17 protein-coding genes are annotated in these 18772 nt (G+C 43.2%); 6 read left to right on the top strand and 11 right to left on the bottom strand.

Annotated features, from left to right (window positions below):
* Nucleotides 1-12 precede the first annotated feature (12 nt).
* A complete protein-coding gene (locus tag HJG39_RS00490; RefSeq protein WP_268405488.1) occupies nt 13-1701 on the top strand; it encodes a DUF3466 family protein in 1689 nt (562 codons plus the stop codon).
* A gap of 105 nt (nt 1702-1806) precedes the next feature.
* Here the strand turns inward: HJG39_RS00490 and rmf are convergent, their stop codons facing one another.
* On the bottom strand, nt 1807-1983 hold the full coding sequence (gene rmf, locus HJG39_RS00485; RefSeq protein ID WP_268405486.1) for a ribosome modulation factor: 177 nt from the start codon (nt 1981-1983) through the stop codon (nt 1807-1809).
* Nucleotides 1984-2465: 482 nt separating this feature from the next.
* The gene (gene fabA / locus HJG39_RS00480) at nt 2466-2984 is read right to left on the bottom strand and encodes a bifunctional 3-hydroxydecanoyl-ACP dehydratase/trans-2-decenoyl-ACP isomerase (protein ID WP_268405484.1); all 519 of its coding nucleotides are present in this window, start codon (nt 2982-2984) and stop codon (nt 2466-2468) included.
* A gap of 170 nt (nt 2985-3154) precedes the next feature.
* Here fabA and HJG39_RS00475 point away from each other — a divergent pair, with 170 nt between their 5' ends.
* The 3 genes from HJG39_RS00475 to HJG39_RS00465 all read left to right on the top strand — a co-directional run bounded on the left by HJG39_RS00475 (nt 3155) and on the right by HJG39_RS00465 (nt 6458).
* On the top strand, nt 3155-3424 hold the full coding sequence (locus HJG39_RS00475) for a hypothetical protein (protein ID WP_268405482.1): 270 nt from the start codon (nt 3155-3157) through the stop codon (nt 3422-3424).
* Nucleotides 3421-4389, top strand: a complete 969-nt coding sequence (locus tag HJG39_RS00470; protein ID WP_268405480.1) for an aldo/keto reductase — start codon at nt 3421-3423, stop codon at nt 4387-4389. Before HJG39_RS00475 ends, HJG39_RS00470 begins: the two co-directional genes overlap by 4 nt.
* 452 nt (nt 4390-4841) lie before the next feature.
* Nucleotides 4842-6458: a S8 family serine peptidase gene (locus HJG39_RS00465; protein WP_268405478.1), complete on the top strand. Its 1617-nt coding sequence runs from the start codon at nt 4842-4844 to the stop codon at nt 6456-6458.
* Nucleotides 6459-6779: 321 nt separating this feature from the next.
* Here HJG39_RS00465 and HJG39_RS00460 read toward each other — a convergent pair whose 3' ends face one another.
* The 7 genes from HJG39_RS00460 to xdhA are packed head-to-tail and all read right to left on the bottom strand — an operon-like array spanning nt 6780 to nt 14811.
* Nucleotides 6780-7973 (bottom strand): urate hydroxylase PuuD, encoded by a 1194-nt coding sequence (locus tag HJG39_RS00460; RefSeq protein WP_268405476.1) that lies wholly within the window; start codon nt 7971-7973, stop codon nt 6780-6782.
* 2 nt (nt 7974-7975) lie between these two features.
* Nucleotides 7976-9286 carry a guanine deaminase gene (gene guaD, locus HJG39_RS00455; RefSeq protein WP_268405474.1) on the bottom strand — a complete coding sequence of 437 codons (1311 nt, stop codon included), beginning with the start codon at nt 9284-9286 and terminating at the stop codon, nt 7976-7978.
* 1 nt (nt 9287) lies between these two features.
* On the bottom strand, nt 9288-9611 hold the full coding sequence (uraH, locus tag HJG39_RS00450) for a hydroxyisourate hydrolase (protein WP_268405472.1): 324 nt from the start codon (nt 9609-9611) through the stop codon (nt 9288-9290).
* The gene (gene uraD / locus HJG39_RS00445; protein WP_268406244.1) at nt 9608-10108 is read right to left on the bottom strand and encodes a 2-oxo-4-hydroxy-4-carboxy-5-ureidoimidazoline decarboxylase; all 501 of its coding nucleotides are present in this window, start codon (nt 10106-10108) and stop codon (nt 9608-9610) included. Before uraD ends, uraH begins: the two co-directional genes overlap by 4 nt.
* A 37-nt stretch (nt 10109-10145) precedes the next feature.
* Nucleotides 10146-10994 carry a xanthine dehydrogenase accessory protein XdhC gene (xdhC, locus tag HJG39_RS00440; protein WP_268405470.1) on the bottom strand — a complete coding sequence of 283 codons (849 nt, stop codon included), beginning with the start codon at nt 10992-10994 and terminating at the stop codon, nt 10146-10148.
* Nucleotides 10991-13366 carry a xanthine dehydrogenase molybdopterin binding subunit gene (gene xdhB / locus HJG39_RS00435; RefSeq protein ID WP_268405468.1) on the bottom strand — a complete coding sequence of 792 codons (2376 nt, stop codon included), beginning with the start codon at nt 13364-13366 and terminating at the stop codon, nt 10991-10993. The genes xdhC and xdhB overlap by 4 nt, the downstream gene beginning before the upstream one ends.
* Nucleotides 13366-14811, bottom strand: a complete 1446-nt coding sequence (gene xdhA / locus HJG39_RS00430; protein WP_268405466.1) for a xanthine dehydrogenase small subunit — start codon at nt 14809-14811, stop codon at nt 13366-13368. Before xdhA ends, xdhB begins: the two co-directional genes overlap by 1 nt.
* Before the next feature lie 178 nt (nt 14812-14989).
* Here xdhA and HJG39_RS00425 point away from each other — a divergent pair, with 178 nt between their 5' ends.
* Nucleotides 14990-15607, top strand: coding sequence for a TetR/AcrR family transcriptional regulator (locus HJG39_RS00425; protein WP_268405464.1), 618 nt, complete (start codon nt 14990-14992; stop codon nt 15605-15607).
* Nucleotides 15608-15658: 51 nt separating this feature from the next.
* On the top strand, nt 15659-16567 hold the full coding sequence (gene puuE, locus HJG39_RS00420) for an allantoinase PuuE (RefSeq protein ID WP_268405462.1): 909 nt from the start codon (nt 15659-15661) through the stop codon (nt 16565-16567).
* 8 nt (nt 16568-16575) lie between these two features.
* Here the strand turns inward: puuE and HJG39_RS00415 are convergent, their stop codons facing one another.
* Together HJG39_RS00415 and HJG39_RS00410 are read right to left on the bottom strand one after the other, a co-directional pair.
* Entirely contained in the window at nt 16576-17814 is a 1239-nt protein-coding gene (locus HJG39_RS00415) for an allantoate amidohydrolase (protein WP_268405460.1), read from the bottom strand.
* A 27-nt stretch (nt 17815-17841) separates the two neighbouring features.
* Nucleotides 17842-18657 carry a sulfite exporter TauE/SafE family protein gene (locus tag HJG39_RS00410; RefSeq protein WP_268405458.1) on the bottom strand — a complete coding sequence of 272 codons (816 nt, stop codon included), beginning with the start codon at nt 18655-18657 and terminating at the stop codon, nt 17842-17844.
* Between the last annotated feature and the right edge of the window lie 115 nt (nt 18658-18772).

Raw genomic sequence — 18772 nt, 5'->3', positions numbered from 1 at the left:
AGAACAAACAACATGAGACAGGTTAAGTTAGCGTTGGTGGCAGCAAGTCTGTCAGTTATTTTCAGCCAAGCGGCGCAAGCGGCAGTGTACGAAGTAGTAGAGCTGCCAATGCAGGACATATCCCTCAGAGGTTTTTCATCAAGTATCAATGATGCTGGTGACGTAAGCGTAGTGGCAACCGGTGTGTTTAATCCGCCGATTGATTTAAGTTTACTGGATTTTGAAAGCGAAACCTTAGTGAACAATTTAACTGACATTGAAAGCGCCAGACAAGGCAACTTTAATGCTGTTGATTTAACGTTTATTGCGGCATTTATTGATGGTCAATCCAGCAGTATTAGCCAGCAGTTGGCGAGTTCACAAAGTTATGTAGTTCCGGCCGGAGCAACTTCTCCTGAAGAAGTTACATTCATTCAAGGCTTTGATGAAATCGACCCAGATTTCAGTGCTTACTCCCGTAGTACAGATACGCGTATTCGTTTACTTAGTAATGCCGGTATTGCGGTAGGTTCAAGTGAAGGTAAATTTGAAAAAGTGCCTTATACCAACGAATCTGACACCGACATTACTTATGTTGCTCAGTCACACGGTTTGCGTGCTTTTGTGAATATGAACGGAGTAAATTACGGTATCGCCCCAGAAACTGATGCTATAGGTGCGGTAACAGAAGGTTTTTCCATTAACGATAATTTGTTAGTGGCAGGTTATGAAACCGTGGAACCAACCAGTGCACGTATAAATGCATCAGCCAATTGTTTAGATGATGAAGAGCGTGGTGATATTCCGGTAGAAATTTGTCAGCAACAAATTATCAATGCAGGCTTTTTAACCGGCTTTCAACTGCGTGGTGCGTTGTGGCAGCTTAATGATCAAGGGGAAGTCGTTGATCGTAAAATACTTGGCTTACACATCACTCCAGCAGAAGATGATACACGTATTCATATCAGTCGAGCGCTAGCGGTAAACAATGCGGGTATTGCAGTGGGTGAAGCAACGAACTTTTTTCAAGAAGACGAAGATTTACCACGAACTTTTGCCGCCGTCTTTCGTGACGACGAAGTGATTGGTTTCACCGATCACGAAGAATACTTCAACAGTATTGCGATTGACATTAACAATAACAACATCGCTGTTGGTCAAGCTAGTCGTCGTATTAGCGGTATTACTCGCACTAAGTTTTTCGTTTACGATGTTGATGCTGACTCGGTTGTGTATCCCGAAGACTTTTTCCCAACTTCGGCTAGTGTTGCCCGTGATATTAACGATAACAACCTTGTTGTGGGTGAGGGAGAGGTGGACTCCTCGATTAATGTAACTCGTCGTGATCACGGTTTTTTATACGATATTGATAATGCGACATTCCAAAACCTTAACGATTTAACATCGTGTGACTCACCTTATACCATTGTTCAAGCCAACAGCATTAATAATAGTAATCAAATTGCAGCGACAGCGATCATTCATCGTCAAGCCTACAATATTAAAGGTGAGCCGGCAGTAGATGAAAACGATGAGCCAATTTTGGATGATGCTATTGTTTCGGTTTTATTGAACCCTATTGAAGGCGGTACAATCGATGAGTGTGTTGATGAACCTGATCTTCCTGATAATCAGGAAAGAAGCAGTGGTAGCCTTAGTTGGGGAGCTTTGCTTATTGCGGGCTTGATTGGCTTCGGGCGTAGACGCTTTTACAAAGGGTAAGTTAATAGATATTTCAACATTCCAGAAACCCGAATAAGTATCTTTGAGGTTTCTGGAATGATAGCTTTCTTCAATGTTAAAAATCAGTTCATTGTAACTGGTGAATTAGGTTTTACCGAATCCTAAACTCCTATCCTCCATGGCGGCTCTCCAACCTCCTAACCAATGGGATCTTGCTTCTACAGCTTGAAAGGGACAATTTTCTTTAGAGCGACCAATGATTCCTGCTTGATACCCTTTAGCGTGGGCGCGGGATAGTTTGTCTCTTTTTTGTCTTTTCATTTTCACCTCTACTTATTTGAAGATGTGGAACCACAAATGCTGTGGCTACATAACTAGAAATAGGGGATGCATCCAAACTTTTCAATGCTTTTTTCCAAAAGAGACTATTGACATTTTATAACCAGATAAAAGCGAACGATTTTTACGGTTACATTTTTTTTTCATATTTATGACGATTTTTATCACTACTACGTATAAAGAGTTAATTATGCGGGGTAAGAAATGGTTTCGAAGTCAGTATCAACAAAGTTAGGCGACTGAAGCATTGTTAAAATTTAAGTTTTCGAACCACTTTTAGTGTAGACCAGTTTCACTAATACACCGAATTTGTAACAGGTAAAAGCGAATTAAAAATAGGAAATCACACTTTTAAGTACACAAAGCGTAATAAAAGTTACATATCGTTGAGCTAAGGTGTTAGCTGGATTGTGTAAAGTGCCTTGTCGTGGGTACAGCAAGGCACTTTAGCTAACAAGTGTACTCTAAAATGAGCTGGTATCTTGGAACAGTCCTACTTTGAGGTTATCTGCCTGATAAATTGGGCGACCATCCACTTCTACCACCCCGTCACCAATTCCCATGAATAACTTACGTTTAATAACGCGTTTCATCGTGATTTTGTAGGTGACTTTTTTAGCGGTTGGTAATATTTGCCCAGTAAATTTTACTTCTCCTACACCGAGAGCTCGGCCTTTACCGGGACCTTTGTTCCAGCCAAGGAAAAAACCGACAAGTTGCCACATCGCATCAAGCCCCAAGCAGCCTGGCATAACAGGGTCTCCTGGAAAATGGCAGTCAAAGAACCATAAATCAGGAGTAATATCGAGCTCAGCTTCAATGTAGCCTTTACCGTGTTCACCACCGTCATTTGTAATTTGCACGATGCGGTCCATCATTAGCATATTAGGGGCGGGAAGTTGACTGTTTCCGGGTCCGAAAAGCTCTCCTTGACTACAGGACAACAATTCTTCTTTTGAATAACTATTTTTTGGTTCAAACATAGAGAGATAATCAGTTTTAAAGCTACAAAGGTATAATTTAGCGAACACTTGTAAGCTAAACAACTCTGAACAGTAAATTTTTTATAGATCAGGCAAACTCGCCCAAAACAATGTCCGGTATACTGACGTTAAGATATTCTAATAAGAGAAAATAGTTGAGTGGGTCAACGATGAACCAGAAAACCAATGTAAATGCGGATAAGCAAAAACGTTATCGGGAAAGACAGAAGGCGAAAGGTCATAAACAGGTAAGAGGGTACGTCGATCAGCAAGCGCTTGAATGCTACCAAAATATCCAAGAAGTGACTTCGTGGACCGATAGTGAAATTTTAAGTAACGCGCTTAAAATTACCTATGCAGCATACAAATGCGGCCAAATAAAACTTCTTAATTCATGGTTAAAAGAAAATATGCAACCCATAAAAGGACAAGATGAATGAGCATTCCACTTCAAAAACACGTTAAAAATACAAGCCGTATTGCTTTTGGATGCATGGGCCTTGGAGGAAGTTGGGATAAGAACACACTAACAAAATCTCAATTGAGAGAGGCTCATGATGCGGTGAATACAGCATTAGAGTCAGGCATCCGCTTTTTTGATCACGCTGATATTTATTGCCATGGAAAATCGGAAAGCGTTTTTGGCGAGATCTTAATGTCGATGCCGAATGTGCGTGAACAAATAGTGATTCAGAGCAAATGCGGTATTCGGTTAGAAGAGGGGAGTTTAGTCGGGCAATACGATGCTTCTGCAGATTGGATACAAACTTCAGTAGAAGCTTCACTGAAAAGGCTCAAAACAGATTACTTAGACATCTTATTAATACATCGACCAGATCCACTTATGCAAGTGGAAGAAGTGGCTGATGTTTTTAATAGGTTACATAACGAGGGAAAAGTGAAGCATTTTGGTGTTTCTAATATGCATGTGCACCAAATTAAGTATTTACAGTACTACTGTGATGTTCCACTAATTGTAAACCAACTAGAGATGAGTTTGTTTAAATATGGTTGGGTTGAAGAAACACTACACGCTGGAAATGCACCATTAAATACGACTCATTGGTCAGGCGGTCAGTTAGAGCACTGCGCCATGAACGATATTCAAATTCAAGCCTGGGGTAGTTTAGCGCAAGGGCTGTTTTCGGGACGCGATATTTCAAGTGAAAGCTTGGCTGTACAGAATACTGCGGCTTTGGTGGCTGAGCTTGCTGCGGAATATCAAACCACAAAAGAAGCAATTGTGCTTGGTTGGTTAATGCGTCATCCCGCAAATGTACAACCTGTCATTGGAACGATTCAACCTGAACGAATTAAAGCTTGCACAGAAGCTAATAGCGTGCTGTTAAGTCGAAATCATTGGTATAAATTATTGGTTACAGCACGAGGACAAGCCCTGCCTTAGGGAATATTAGCTTTCGTTTATGTGAAAGTTTTAGCTATTCAAATATGATTAATTTTTATTTTATTCGTTGTTTTTTTACGCCTTAAAAAAGTAATAATATGTAATTATAGCTTTACTCTTTTAGGTTGTGCTTAGTTAATTAGGGGGTATCTATATATCCATTTTGTGTATAAATACCCTTCTCAATCCTCCTGCATGCCTCATTTTTTCTAGACTTAAACGAAAATAACCATATTGAGTTAAAAGTGTCTCATAATATTTTTTTAATTAAGGTGAAATAAATCTTTAATAAGCACTTGAAAATGAAGTCCATTTGGTTCTTAATCGAAAGGGTCGGTAAAAAATTGAAGCCGACTAATTCAGAATAGTAACGGTTTAGCTGTTTCCAAAGGTCGTTACTTAAAGATAATTACAAGAAACTTGTACTAAAAAATAAAACAAGAGAAGTATTTATGAAGATTACTAAAAACAACGTGTTCGTAGGATTAGGTGTTTCTGCCTTAACTTTAGTTGCAACTAGTGTAATGGCTGCAACGCCTCAAAAAGTCGTAGGCGGTTTCGATTCAAAACCAACTCTCGTTTCTTCTTCTGTAAAAGATAAAGAAAAAACGGGTCGCTATATCATCACTTTTAAAGAAGATGCGATCTTCACTAATGGTCAAGGCCGTAATGCTACTGGCGTAGCAATGGTTAAAGATGGCGTTTTGAACGCTAAAGCTGCTGAAGCTGCTATTGCTGCTGTTGGCGGTAAATACATTTCTTCTATTGAAAAGCAACGTATGTCTGTTGCTAACTTAACTAAGAAGCAATACAACGACCTTCTTAATAACCGTAATGTTGAATCGGTTTCTGACGATCCACGCCGTTACTTGTTAGCTCAAAGCACACCATATGGTATTCCAATGGTTCAAGCTAACCAGTTAAGTCAGTCCAACACAACTGCTCGTGAAGTATGTATCATCGATACGGGTTACACACTTGGTCACGCAGATTTACCAAGCGCGTCTGGTCAAGCTAACAACTCTCAAGTGGGTTCTTGGAGCAACGACGGTAACGGTCACGGTACTCACGTAGCGGGTACCGTTGCTGCACTAGATAACAACACAGGTGTTGTTGGTGTATTCCCTGGTGTTGACCTTCACATCGTTAAAATCTTTAACGACCAAGGTAACTGGACAAGCGCGTCTAACATCATCAACGCTATTCAACAGTGTAAAGATGCCGGTGCTGACGTCGTTAGCATGTCTTTAGGTGGTTCTGGTTCTTCTTCTGCAGAAGCTAGCTCACTTCAAGGCTTTGTAAACGACGGTATGATGCTTATCGCAGCAGCGGGTAACTCTGGTAACAGTTCTTTCTCTTACCCTGCTTCTTACGATGCGGTAATGTCTGTTGCAGCAGTTGATTCTTCTTCAAACGTTGCATCTTTCTCGCAATATAACAGCCAAGTTGAAATTGCAGGTCCTGGTGTAGCTGTAAACTCTACTTGGAACAACGGTGGCTACAACAGCATCAGCGGTACGTCTATGGCGACTCCGCACGTTTCTGGTGTTGCAGCGCTAGTTTGGTCTTATCACCAGTCTTGTTCTAACCAGCAAATCCGTGCTGCGTTAAACGCAACTGCACAAGATCGCGGTGCTTCTGGTCGTGATAACTTCTATGGTCACGGTATCGTTAAAGCGCTTGACGCCGTTAACTACTTAAACCAATACGGTTGTGCTGGCGGCGGTGACGGCGGTAACAACGGTGGCGGTAATGGCGGCGGTGTTGAGCCAGTATCTGGTCAGTTGTCAGGTCTTTCTGGTAGTCGTTCAGCATGGGATCGTTACACTTGGGATATTCCAGCAGGCGTAGCGACTATGAGCGTTTCTATCTCTGGTGGTTCAGGTGATGCTGACCTTTACTTAAGATATGGTGCACAGCCAACAACGTCTACTTACGATTGCCGTCCTTATCGTTCAGGTAACAACGAGACATGTACTTTCAACAATCCGTCTTCAGGTACTTGGCACGTTGGTATCCGCGCTTACTCTACGTATAGCGGCGTAACAATGAACTACAGCTACCAATAAGCTGAACATTTATCATCGATAAATTATCGATGATAAAATGACATTAAAGCCCGCGTTATGCGGGCTTTTTCTTTGCTTATCTTACTGCGTTAAATGAATTCAAAGCTGCAACCGCAAGCACTCAACAACGAATTCAATAATGCGCTTTTCACTAGGTTTGGTTTTCGTTGTTTTGCAGAGAGTAAATGCAAGATTAATAGAGCCACCTACAAAGCATGCATCCGATGCGCTATCAAACATAAAAAAGCCAAGCTATGTAAACTCGGCTTTTATCTACAGCTTTTTAAGTGGTGCTATTAACGTATCTAAATGGCTCGTTAACTATTGGATGCTTTGTTGATACCACTGTGCAATTAGCTGCCTTTCTGTTTCTGTCATGTTGGTTTTATTTAAAAAGGGCATGTCTTTAGTAACAGACACTCGATTCATAATTTTCGGCGCCCATTGCTGAATTTCGGCCCAAGAATCTAATTTCACACCTAAAGGTGCCACTTTAAATACATCATCCGTCGGTTGAGCGGAATGGCAGGTGACACAATGCTGCTCGATAAGCTGCTGGATTTGTTGCTGTGTGATTGCTTTTGTAGAAACGGATGCGTCTGCATTTGTTGAGGTTGAAGGCCATGATACCCAAAGGGCAATGCACAAAAAGCCGATAAAACCTGTGACAAGTATCAGCGGTTGCTTTGTGCCTTGATGTTTTAGGTTGAAATAATGGCGTACCCAAGCCAAAACCACGCTCATTAATACCAAAACTAACCAGTTTTGTGGATGTTGATAGGTCATGGGGTAATGATTGCTGATCATAATGAATAGCAAGGGTAGGGTAAGGTAATTGTTATGAACAGAGCGTAGTTTTGCCCCAGCACCCCATGCCGGATCAATGTCTTGCTTATTCGCTACCGCTGCCACCATCTTTCTTTGACCGGGCATGATATTTAAAAATACGTTTCCCGCCATAATCGAGCCAATCAGCGCGCCAACGTGAATATAGGCGCCTCTTGCACTGAATAGGTTGGTAGCTAACCATGCTGCAAAAGTCAGAAACGCCACCAAAAATATTGCAAATAGGATGGCAGATTTTGCTAACGGGCTTCTACAAGCGGCTTCATAAATAGCGATGCCACCAAAAATATAAACCACACCGTAAATGACCGCCTGAGTCGGGGTCAATGGCATCACGTTAGGATCTATAAGGTAGGCTGAAGCGCCTAAATAATAAACAAGTGACAGTAATAGCATGCCACTGAGCCATGTGGAATAAGCCTCCCATTTGAACCAATGTAAGGGTTCTGGCATGGTTTCAGGTCCATATTGATACTTGGCAATTTCGTAAAACCCACCGCCATGAACTGCCCACAAGTCACCTTTTATACCTTTTTCCAATTTCCACTTTGGAGGTGTTTTTAAGTTGTTATCCAACCAAATAAAGTAAAAAGACGCGCCAATCCACGCAACGCCAACAACAACATGAAACCATCTTGCTGCTAAGGTAAACCAATCAAGCCAAGGCATAGTTACACTCCTGAATTTGTACCTTGATAAACAGGCTTGCCTGCTATCCAAGTGCCTGCAATTGTGCGCTCATCACTCAACATGCTCAGCGCAAATAAGGTGTCGTCTGGCGTGTTTGTGCGCGACGACATTCTTAAATCTGATAATTCATTGAATTTGGGATCTAACAAGGTGAAATCAGCGTGGCTACCCACATTTAAATTACCGATGGAATCATCTAACGATAAGGCGTGAGCGGAGCCTTGTGTCATCATGTATAAGCCTTTAAATGGGTGTAGTTTAATGTGCTGCAACTGACACACTTTGTAGGCTTCACCTTGAGTACGTAGCATACTGAAACTATCACCTGCGCCTACATCCGACGCCAGTGTAACAGGCACCTTATATTGCTCCGCTTTGGCGATCTCGAACAGGCCACTGCCAAGAAACAGGTTAGAGCGAGGACAAAAAGCAATAATCGATTGCAGTTCACCTAAACGCTCCCATGTATGATCTTCTAAGTGAATACAGTGACCAAACACGGTTCTTTCATTGACCAAACCAAATTGCTCGTAAACGTGCAAATAGTCGATACATTCAGGATAAAGGCTTTTCACCCATTCAATTTCATCTTTGTTTTCGCTTAAGTGCGTTTGAATAAACACGTCGCTATGATCTTGCACAATTCGCCCAAGGCGTTGCAGTTGCTCTGTGGTGCTAGTAGGAGCAAAACGTGGGGTAATAGCGTATTTTAACCGGCCTTTGTTGTGCCATTTATCAATGAGCGCGCGGGTTTCATTTTCCGCCGTTTCAGCAGTATCTTGCAACCAGTCGGGACAATGTCTATCCATGCAGGTTTTGCCGGTGATCATTAACATGTTGTGGGTATCGGCTTTTTCAAACAAAGCTTCTGCTGAGCATGCATGTACCGTTGAATAGGCAAGGGCAGTTGTGGTGCCGTTGCTCCACAACTGATTCATAAATTTACTCGCAATGAAGCGGGAATATTCGACGTTTTCGAATTTTCTTTCTGTTGGAAAAGTATAGTTTTCCAGCCACTCAAGTAGTTGCTCGCCATAGCTAGCAATCATTTCGGTTTGCGGAAAATGCAAGTGAGTGTCGATAAAACCCGGAACTAATAGCTTGCCCGAGGCATCTATAACCTCGATGCCATGAAAGTGCGGCAGAATATCCTGTTCATGGCCTAACGCTTTGATTTTGTCACTTTCTACCACCATGACGCCATTTTCAAAATACTGATATTCAGTTTCTGGATTCGTGGTGGCATTGGGAAAATGTAAAATATTGGCTTTAATTGCAAAAAGGTTTGCCATATTAACTCCCTCGGTAACTACTAAAGCCAAACGGTGAAATCAGTAAAGGGACGTGGTAATGACCGCCGTCTTCAAGCATTTCAAAGTGAATGTCGACAAACGGATAAAAAGACTTTCCGTGATGTGTTTGCAGGTACTCAGCGGTTTCAAAACGTAAGCAGTACACGCCCGCGCTGAAGTTGATGTCGCCCCAATTTTTACAGCGACCATCGTTGTCAGTTTTAGCGGTCACACGGTCGCCTGCTGGGGTGGTTAAGGTGATCACCATATTATGTGCTGGCGAACCAAGTGTGGTGTCGAGTACGTGGCTAGAAAGGGTGATCATAGGTTTTTCTCCAGTCGTAAAAGCGTAATTTGAATTTGCTGCTGTGCAGCAATACGCAATTCTTCTTCGCGTGAGTGATGAATGCGTTCTTCTAATGCCTCTAGCATGATTTGAGCACTTAACCCGGTGGCACAAATAATAAAAATAAAGCCATTTTTGTTTAAATACGCATGATTTAATTCGCTAAGTCGTTGAAGCACACTGTCATCGGCTTCACTTGCGCCTTTTTGTTCATGGGAGGCCATTGCTTGCGTATGCGCAAATTTCGCTTTTAACGAAGCCACATCACCAATCATGGGATGAGCTTCAAAGGCTTCAAGAAAATCTGTTTCTTCTAGCGTATTCCAAATACTTACAGCGGCTTTTTTTATCGATTCCAGTGACGTGAAAGGGCGTTGTTGAGTCATTTGCTTGCGCCATTTTGTGGCGGCACAGCATTGCCCAAACCATGCGTCAGCTTCTTGCTCTGGCAGTGTGTTAAGAGTGTCCAAGGTCATCATATGTTTTCTATGTGTTTTTTACGTTATGCATTGATTATTTGAGCAAATCTAATGCGTTTTTAGAGGCGTCCCATAACGCCTTTTGGGTCGATTTTTCTGCTAATGGTATTTGCTCATGTAATTTTCGGGTGAGCTGCGCCGCAATTGAAATGGCAACTTCAATCGGGCGTTTTCCCGGAATACTTAAATCACCTACAGGTGAAACAAGTTGTTGAATTTGTGTTGCGACTAACCCTCGTTGTGCTAAACGTTTTTTGAAACGTCTCGCTTTAGTATCGGAACCAATCATGCCCACAAAATCAAAACAATTGAGCTTTAAAGTTTGAAGCACAATGTCGAAATCCAGCTGATGATTGTGGGTCATTACCAATACCCAACTATGTTCTGGTAGGGTTTTTAGTTCGTAAGTGGGCTCTTCACTGTGAATACGGTTTACTGATGTTGGAACGGTCGCTGGGAACAATTCGCTGCGGGTGTCTATCCAATGAATTTGAATTGGTAACTGCGCTAGAATAGGCACCAGCGCTTTCGCCACATGTCCGGCCCCAAAAATGGCTAAATGTTGGCTGTGCTGAGTGATAACTTCGTATAAAACATGAACCGCGCCACCACAGCATTGCCCTAAGCCACTATCAAAAGGGTAATTCTCGATAATTTGTTGCGAACTACCCGCCAAAAGATGCGATCTGGCGTTACGCGTAACTAGGTGCTCTAAATGTCCACCGCCAATAGTATCGTGGGTTGTGGCGTCTGTAATCACCATTTTTGCGCCACTACTGCGAGGAGCCGAGCCAGAGGTGCTTAACACGGTTACAAGCACATAACTCTTGCCTGTTTGTTGGCAAAATTGTACAGCATCATGCCATGTGTTTGGGTGTTTCATTGGCTGGCCTCATTTTTGTCTTTTGAGTCCGTTTTTGATGCGATGCTTTGGATCGCTTTTAGCACGGCTTCCGGTGTGGCAGGTGGGTGTAAATCGGGATCAATTTGGTAATTACTCAGGCTGCTAATGGCATCTTTTATCGCGCTCCACACGCTAATAGCCAACATAAAAGGGGGTTCTCCAACGGCTTTGGAATGATAAATTGTGTCTTCTGGATTAGCTTGATCAAACAATTCAACGTTGAAGATTTTTGGTAAATCGCCAATGGCCGGAATTTTGTAGGTAGCGGGGTTTTGGCTGAGCAAACGGCCTTTTTCATCCCAGACTAATTCTTCTGTAGTGAGCCAGCCCATGCCTTGAATAAAACCACCTTCAATTTGCCCAATATCCAGTGATGGGTTAATGCTATTGCCGACATCGTGCAAAATATCGACGCGTTCTACCTTATATTCGCCAGTAAGGGTATCCAGTGTGACTTCCGATACCGCAGCGCCATTGGCAAAATAGAAAAATGGGCGGCCTTTCCCTGTGCTTCTGGCGTAATGGATTTTCGGTGTTTTGTAAAAGCCATTCGCAGAGAGTTGAATGCGATTAACGTAGGCGTCTTGGATCAATTTAGCGAATTCAAAGCTTAGTGCGCCTGCTATCACTTTTCCGTTCTCAAAAGTGACACTCTGTGCAGACACTTCGTATTTCTCTGAAATAAAGTCTGCGAGACGTTGCTTTAGCGTGATACACGCATTTTGCACGGCTTTGCCGTTTAAATCTGTGCCGCTCGATGCAGCGGTTGGCGACGTATTTGGGACCTTATCTGTGCGCGTGGCAGTTACTTCTATGTAATTTAGTGGCAAGCCGAATTCGTGGGCCGCTATTTGTTGAATTTTAGTATGCAAACCTTGGCCCATTTCCGTGCCGCCATGATTCACTTGCAAACTGCCATCGGTATAGATGTGTACGAGGGCGCCAGCTTGATTGAGCAATTGTGCAGTGAATGAAATACCAAATTTAACAGGTGTTAATGCTAAACCTTTTTTCACAAACGGATTGGTGTTGTTGAATACGGTGATCGCTTCACGGCGTGTCCAATAGTCGGACTTCTCTTCAAGTTGCTGCACCAGTTGTGGCAAACTAAAATGCTCTACTTCCATGCCGTAATGCGTTTGGTTACGCTGCTCATTGTAATAATTGCGTTTGCGAACGGTGAGCGGATCTTCACCAATAACGCGGGCGATACGATCGATGATGGCTTCACCCATGATCATTCCTTGTGGACCTCCAAACCCTCGAAACGCAGTGTGTGATACTTGGTTAGTTTGGCAGCGATGACCTTCAATGTAACAATCACCTAAATAGTAAGCGTTATCGCAGTGAAACATCGCTCTATCAACGATGGCATCTGATAAATCTGGCGAGTGCCCACAGTTGCCGTTAATGTGGATGTTGCTACCTTGTATCACGCCTTCTTTGTTGAAGCCGACTTGATAATGATTGCTAAAGGGATGGCGTTTGCCCGTTACTTGCATGTCTTGCGCGCGCGGTAAGCGCAGTTTAACCGCACATTGATTGCGTACGGCGAGCACGGAAGCTAAACAAGCCCATTGTGCGGCTTGTGTTTCTTTGCCACCAAAAGCGCCTCCCATTCTACGAATTTCAACGTTAACTTTGTGTAAGCGCCAATCTAGCACCTCCGCAATAAGTTTTTGCACTTCGCTTGGGTGCTGGGTTGAGCTGTACACAATTAAACTACTGTTATCGCTAGGAATGGCAAGTGCCGCTTGGCCTTCAAGGTACAAATGCTCTTGACCGCCAATAGTTAACGAACCTGATATTTGATGCTCACTATTTTGAATTGCTGTTTCATGATCGCCGCGAGACATGGTATGAACAGGGCGCACAAAAGTGTTTTCTGCGTGAGCATGTTCAACACTTAATATCGGCGTCTCTTCTTCCAACTCATAATGAGCAAGTAACGCGGCTTGTCGTGCTTCGCGCACTGAATTGGCCAGCACGGCAAACAGAGCTTGCCCGTGAAACCGTATTTCATGATCGGCAAGAATTGGATCGCCTTTAAATACGGGGCCGATGTCTGTGTGGCCGGGAATATCATTAATATCAATTACATCAATAACACCGGGCGCTTGGCGCACAGGATCTAGATTCAAGCGAGTAATTTTGCCTTTGGCGTGTTGTGTTAAACCGATGGCGGCGTATCGAGTGTTTTGTGGCTCAGGTAAGTCATCAATGTAAGATGCAGAGCCAGTAACATGCTGAATGGCACTTTCATGAGCCACACTGAGCTTATCTTTAGGAAGGTTTTGGTCAGTGCGGTTTTGGGTTTCGGATACCGATTTGGGCGTGATTAATTTGCGCATTAGTTTACCCTCACGACGACTGATTGTGTTGCGATTTGATGTGTTTCCAGCCAGAAACGATGCCATAAGTTGCTTAACAGGGTTTGGCGGTATTCAGCGCTGGCTCGGACATCGGTAATAGGAGCAAAGGCGTTGCCTAATATGTGCTGACCTTTTTTCAGTGTTTCCTGACTTGACCACTCCAGATTATGAAGGGCAATGCCGAGCTTATTTAAACTCATCGGTGTGGCTGCGACACCGCCGAATCCAACATTCACTTGCTGTACTTTGCCATTGTTTAACAGTACAGAAAAAACAGCACATACAGTTGAAATATCATCTTCAAAACGTTTGCTCACTTTGTAAGCGCGAAGTAGGGTGTTGGGCTGGCGATAAGGTATTTCGATGCTGTCAATCCATTCATCGTCGTGCATTTGTGTTTGTCGGTAGCCAGTGAAAAAGCCTACTGCGGGCAAACTTCGTTGCTGAGTGCCGTTATCCACTACAATGCGGGCGTTTAGTGCGATTAAAAGCGGTGGCGTGTCGCCAATGGGGGAAGCGTTGGCAATATTACCGCCCATTGTGCCTTGATTACGTACCGGCATGGAACCTAACCGCTGAATCAATTCTTCGGTTTCGGGGAAATGTTTCACTAGCAAGGGTAATAGCATTTGGTAAGTTACGCCTGCGCCAATCACTAAGCCTGTATCTGTTTCTTCAAGGCGATTTAATTCTTTTACGCGTCCTAAATAAATCACGCTATCGAAATCTTTATATTGTTGTGTGGATTCAAGAGCGATGTCGGTGCCGCCAGCAACTAATCTGGCTTTGGGATAATCTTGTTTAGCTTGTTGTAATGCTTGCTTGGACTCAGGAATGCAAATGCCAGTGACTTCCGCGCCATTTTCAATTGTCGCTAAATTATGAATAGTTTGTTTAGCGTTATTAGCAAATTTATCTGGTTGATATTGCTGGCAGGCGTCCAGCGCAGCGTCCAAAATAGGGCGATAACCGGTGCAGCGACATAAGTTGCCAGAAAGGGCATGTTCAACGGTTTCGCGGTTGATGCATTTCGCATTTTTATTATGTTGGGCTTGATAAAGCGCAAACATCGACATCACAAATCCGGGAGTACAAAATCCACATTGAGAAGCATGATGATCCACCATAGCTTGTTGCACTGGATGTAAGTTTTTCCCATTGGCTAAATGCTCAATAGTGATAAGCTGTTTGCCGTGAAGCGCCGCAACTAGCGTAATACAGCTATTAATGCTTTTATATTCGAGCTGCTGGGTGTTTGTGTTCAATTCTGCTAAAACAACAGTGCAAGCGCCACAATCACCAGAGGCACAACCTTCTTTGGTGCCCGTTAAGCGTGCATGTTCCCGCAGATACTCAAGGACGGTTAAATTAGGACGAACATCACTCAAACTTATTAATGAGTCGTTTAGCAAGAAATTAATCATAGGGATGGACGCTTCTTTATTAGGTGATAATTTTAAAACTTGACCAACTGGTCAATATATTTATATTTACGCTTATAAGCAAGTCAATCACCGGATATTTTCTGATATAGGTGAGTCTCTGCCAGAGTTCTGGTTACAATAACTAAAATAACTTTTGAATCTAGGTAAAAATAATAAAATGAGTGGTTCAGAAATAAGAACAGCGAATTGTGAAAAAATCCTTCAATCAGCAACAAAAATGTTCGCAAAAGTTGGGTTTGCTGGCACACGGGTACAAAGTATTGCCGATGATTGTGGATTGCCAAAAGCCAATGTTTTGTATTATTTCAAAAGTAAAAAAGACCTCTATCATGCGGTATTAGATCAAATTTTAACCTTGTGGAATTCGGTTTTTGATAAAGCAGAAATTGACGATGATCCTGCTGAAGTATTAAGCGAATATATTCGCGAAAAGATGCAGTTGTCGCTTGAAAGACCAGAGGCTTCACGCGTTTTCGCCTTGGAAATTATTAGTGGGGCGCAAAATATTGATGCCTACTTAGAAAACGAGTTAGCGGAATGGTTTGCGTCGCGTTTAGCGGTAATTCAATCGTGGATTGACCAAGGCAAAATGCAGCCGATCAACCCCAAATTTTTGCTATTTCATATTTGGGCTTCAACTCAGCACTATGCAGACTTTAGCGCTCAAATTGCTCGTTTGAATCGTGGTGAGTTGAAAGGCGAAGAATATGAAGATGCAACGGAATATTTAGTTCGCAGTATTTTAGCAGGATGCGGGCTTAAGCCATCAGAATAATAACACTGCGACGAGTTCCCATTACAATGAGCGCTTCTTTTAGGTATGAATATGCAAAATGATTATCCCAGAGATCTGATTGGTTACGGAAAAACACCTCCTCACGCAAATTGGCCAAATAAAGCCAAAATTGCCATTAATTTTGTTTTGAATTACGAAGAAGGTGGCGAAAATTGTGTGTTGCATGGTGACAGTCACTCAGAGATTTTTCTATCAGAAATTATTGGCGCACAGGCTTATCCAGATAGGCATTTAAGCATGGAGTCGATTTATGAATATGGCTCTCGGGCGGGGTTTTGGCGCTTACATCGGTTGTTCGAAAAGTATCAATTACCAGTAACGGTGTTCGGTGTGACTATGGCGATGCAACGTCACCCAGAAGCAGTAACAGCGATGCGAGAAGCGAAGTGGGAAATTGCCAGTCATGCAATGCGTTGGATCCATTTCCAAGATATGGACGAAGCAAAAGAACGCGACATGATTGAAGCCAGTATTCAGCTTCATGAGTCTTTAACTGGGAGCAAGCCAGCAGGGTGGTACACGGGAAGAACCAGCCCAAACACCCTAAAACTGATCGCAGAGCGTGATGACATACTATATTGCGCCGATTCTTACGCCGACGATTTGCCTTACTACGATTGTCACTATAGCAAGCCATTATTGATGGTGCCTTACACGCTGGATAGTAACGATATGCGCTTTGCCACGATGCAAGGCTTTAATACGAGCGAACACTTCTTCACGTATTTAAAAGATGCGTTTGATGTGCTTTACGAAGAGGGTGAAACTCACCCGAAAATGCTATCGATTGGTTTGCATAATCGATTAATTGGGCGCCCGGGTAGAATTGCGGGGCTTAAACGCTTTATTGAATATATACAACAACACGATAAAGTGTGGGTGTGTACACGAGAGCAGATAGCTCAACATTGGTTGCAGACGCATCCGTTTACAGGCTAACAAAGTCGTTAACGGTTTTCTTCGGCAAAACGCTCAATAAAACGAGCTAAAACGTGCAGGCTTGCCTCAACATCACCCACTTGAATGGCTTCATCTGGGTGATGGCTAATCCCTTCTTTACAACGAACAAATAACATTGCCATTGGGCATAAATTGGCTAATTCCATAGCATCATGCCCTGCGCCTGAAAATAAGGTCAGTGGTTGAGTTCCTGTGTCCGCAACTGCGCTTTCTAACATAGATTTAAGTGCAGGGTCACAGGCGACCGCAGATGCGGAATGAGTTTGTTTCCACTCGAGCTCAACCTGATATTCATTTGCTAAAACCGCGAGTTGCGATTCAATTTCTGCTAATGCTTCATCGCGAAGTGCATCGTACTCAGAACGAATATCCAAGGAAAATTGGGTTCGGGAAGGGATGACGTTAACTGCATTGGGCTTGTTTTCCAAATAACCAACGGTAGCAACGACTCCGTGTTTTTTCGCAATATCGTTAATAGCAACAGCCATATGAGCAAAGGCGACCACTGCATCCTGCCTCAAATGCATGGGCACTGTGCCTGCGTGACCAGCTTTGCCTTTTAGGCTGATAATGGCACGTTTCGCTCCTGCGATGGATGAAACGATACCAACTGGCAGGTTTTCTTTTTCTAAAACAGGCCCTTGTTCAATGTGGATTTCAACAAAGGCCAATAAATTTGAAGACTTGCGACTCGCTTGCTGAATTTTGGTGTAATCCAAACCAAATTCCGCCATGGCTTGAGATAGATTTACCCCGTTTGCATCTTGTAATAGCAGCCAGTTGTCGTCCCAATTGCCCGAAATCGCGCGGCTGCCAATTAACGTGATGCCAAATCGCGTACCTTCTTCGTCACCGAAACCAACAATTTCGATATGAAAAGGTAAAGCTTGGTTGGTTTGATTTAAGTATTTTACTAACGCAATAGGGGTGAGTACGCCCAAAATGCCATCGTATTTACCGCCGTTCGGCACCGTATCTAAATGACTTCCGAACAGTAAAGTGGGGGCATCAGGAGTGCTGCACTCGAAACGACCATATTGGTTTCCTGCTTCATCTTGCCATGTTTGCATGCCAGCGGCTTCCATCCAAAAAGCGGTTTGAGCATTGGCTTGTTGGTGTTCTTTGGTCAAAAAACGCCTATCCATCATGCCTTCCGCTTGGCTAAATTGTGCCAGCGTTTCACATTGATCAAACACTTCTTGAGCCAAGTCAGCAAAGTCAGTCATGCACAAATCTCTTTAAAATATAGATGGTTACAGGAAAAGTTGAGAGAGCATTCTCAGCCCAGTTATAAACAGCAAGATGGCGAAAATACGCTTTAGCATATCGCTATTTAACCGACTTGCCAATTTTGCACCCTGTGGGGCAAAGAAAACCGTGAGAGGCACAATGCAGGCAATTGCTAAAAAGTTAACTAAACCATAAGTACCTTGAGGAGCATCCGGGGGCGTATTACCCAAAAATAACAAAGTAATTGCCCCGGGGAGCGCAACGGATAAGCCAATCGCAGCGGCAGTGCCAACGGCCCGTTGCGCGCTATAGTTACAGGCCGTTAATACTGGAATTGAAATGGTGCCGCCACCGATGCCAACCATTGATGCTAAAAATCCAACAAATGTGGCAATAATGCGTTGAATGCCTGCACTTGGAAGCCCTTCGCGAATAACCGATTGTTTGCGTTTAAACAGCATGCTTAAGGAGGAGTAGACGGCTAAAATACCAAACAGTAAGGTAAACCAAATGCCAGAAATCGTGGTAATCATCCAACTACCGAGCAACACGCCCAGTGTAACGGCGGGCGCCCAGCGCCAAAATAAGTTGAAATCCACATTACCTCTTTGGTGATGTGAACGAATTGAGCTTAATGACGTAGGGACAATGGTGGCGAGTGAGGTAGCCGTAGCAATGACCATTGCACTATCAGGCGAAACCCCCATGTGCTGAAATATAAAGAACAAAACCGGTACGATTATAATTCCGCCGCCGACGCCAAGTAACCCTGCTAAAATACCTGCGAATGTGCCGGCTGCCACTAAGGCAAGTACAATAGGAACTAAATCGTTGATCATGTTAGATGCTCAAGTAGGTGCTAAAAAATAAGATGTGAATTTTTCCTTACGGATTATTCCACAGTCTGCAACAAAAGCGCAAAAACCATGGTTAATATTCGTTATAAGTAAATGA

It is taken from the genome of Alteromonas sp. a30 (assembly GCF_026788005.1).
Lineage (GTDB): Bacteria > Pseudomonadota > Gammaproteobacteria > Enterobacterales > Alteromonadaceae > Paraneptunicella.
This window is presented reverse-complemented; position numbering and strand designations above follow the sequence as displayed.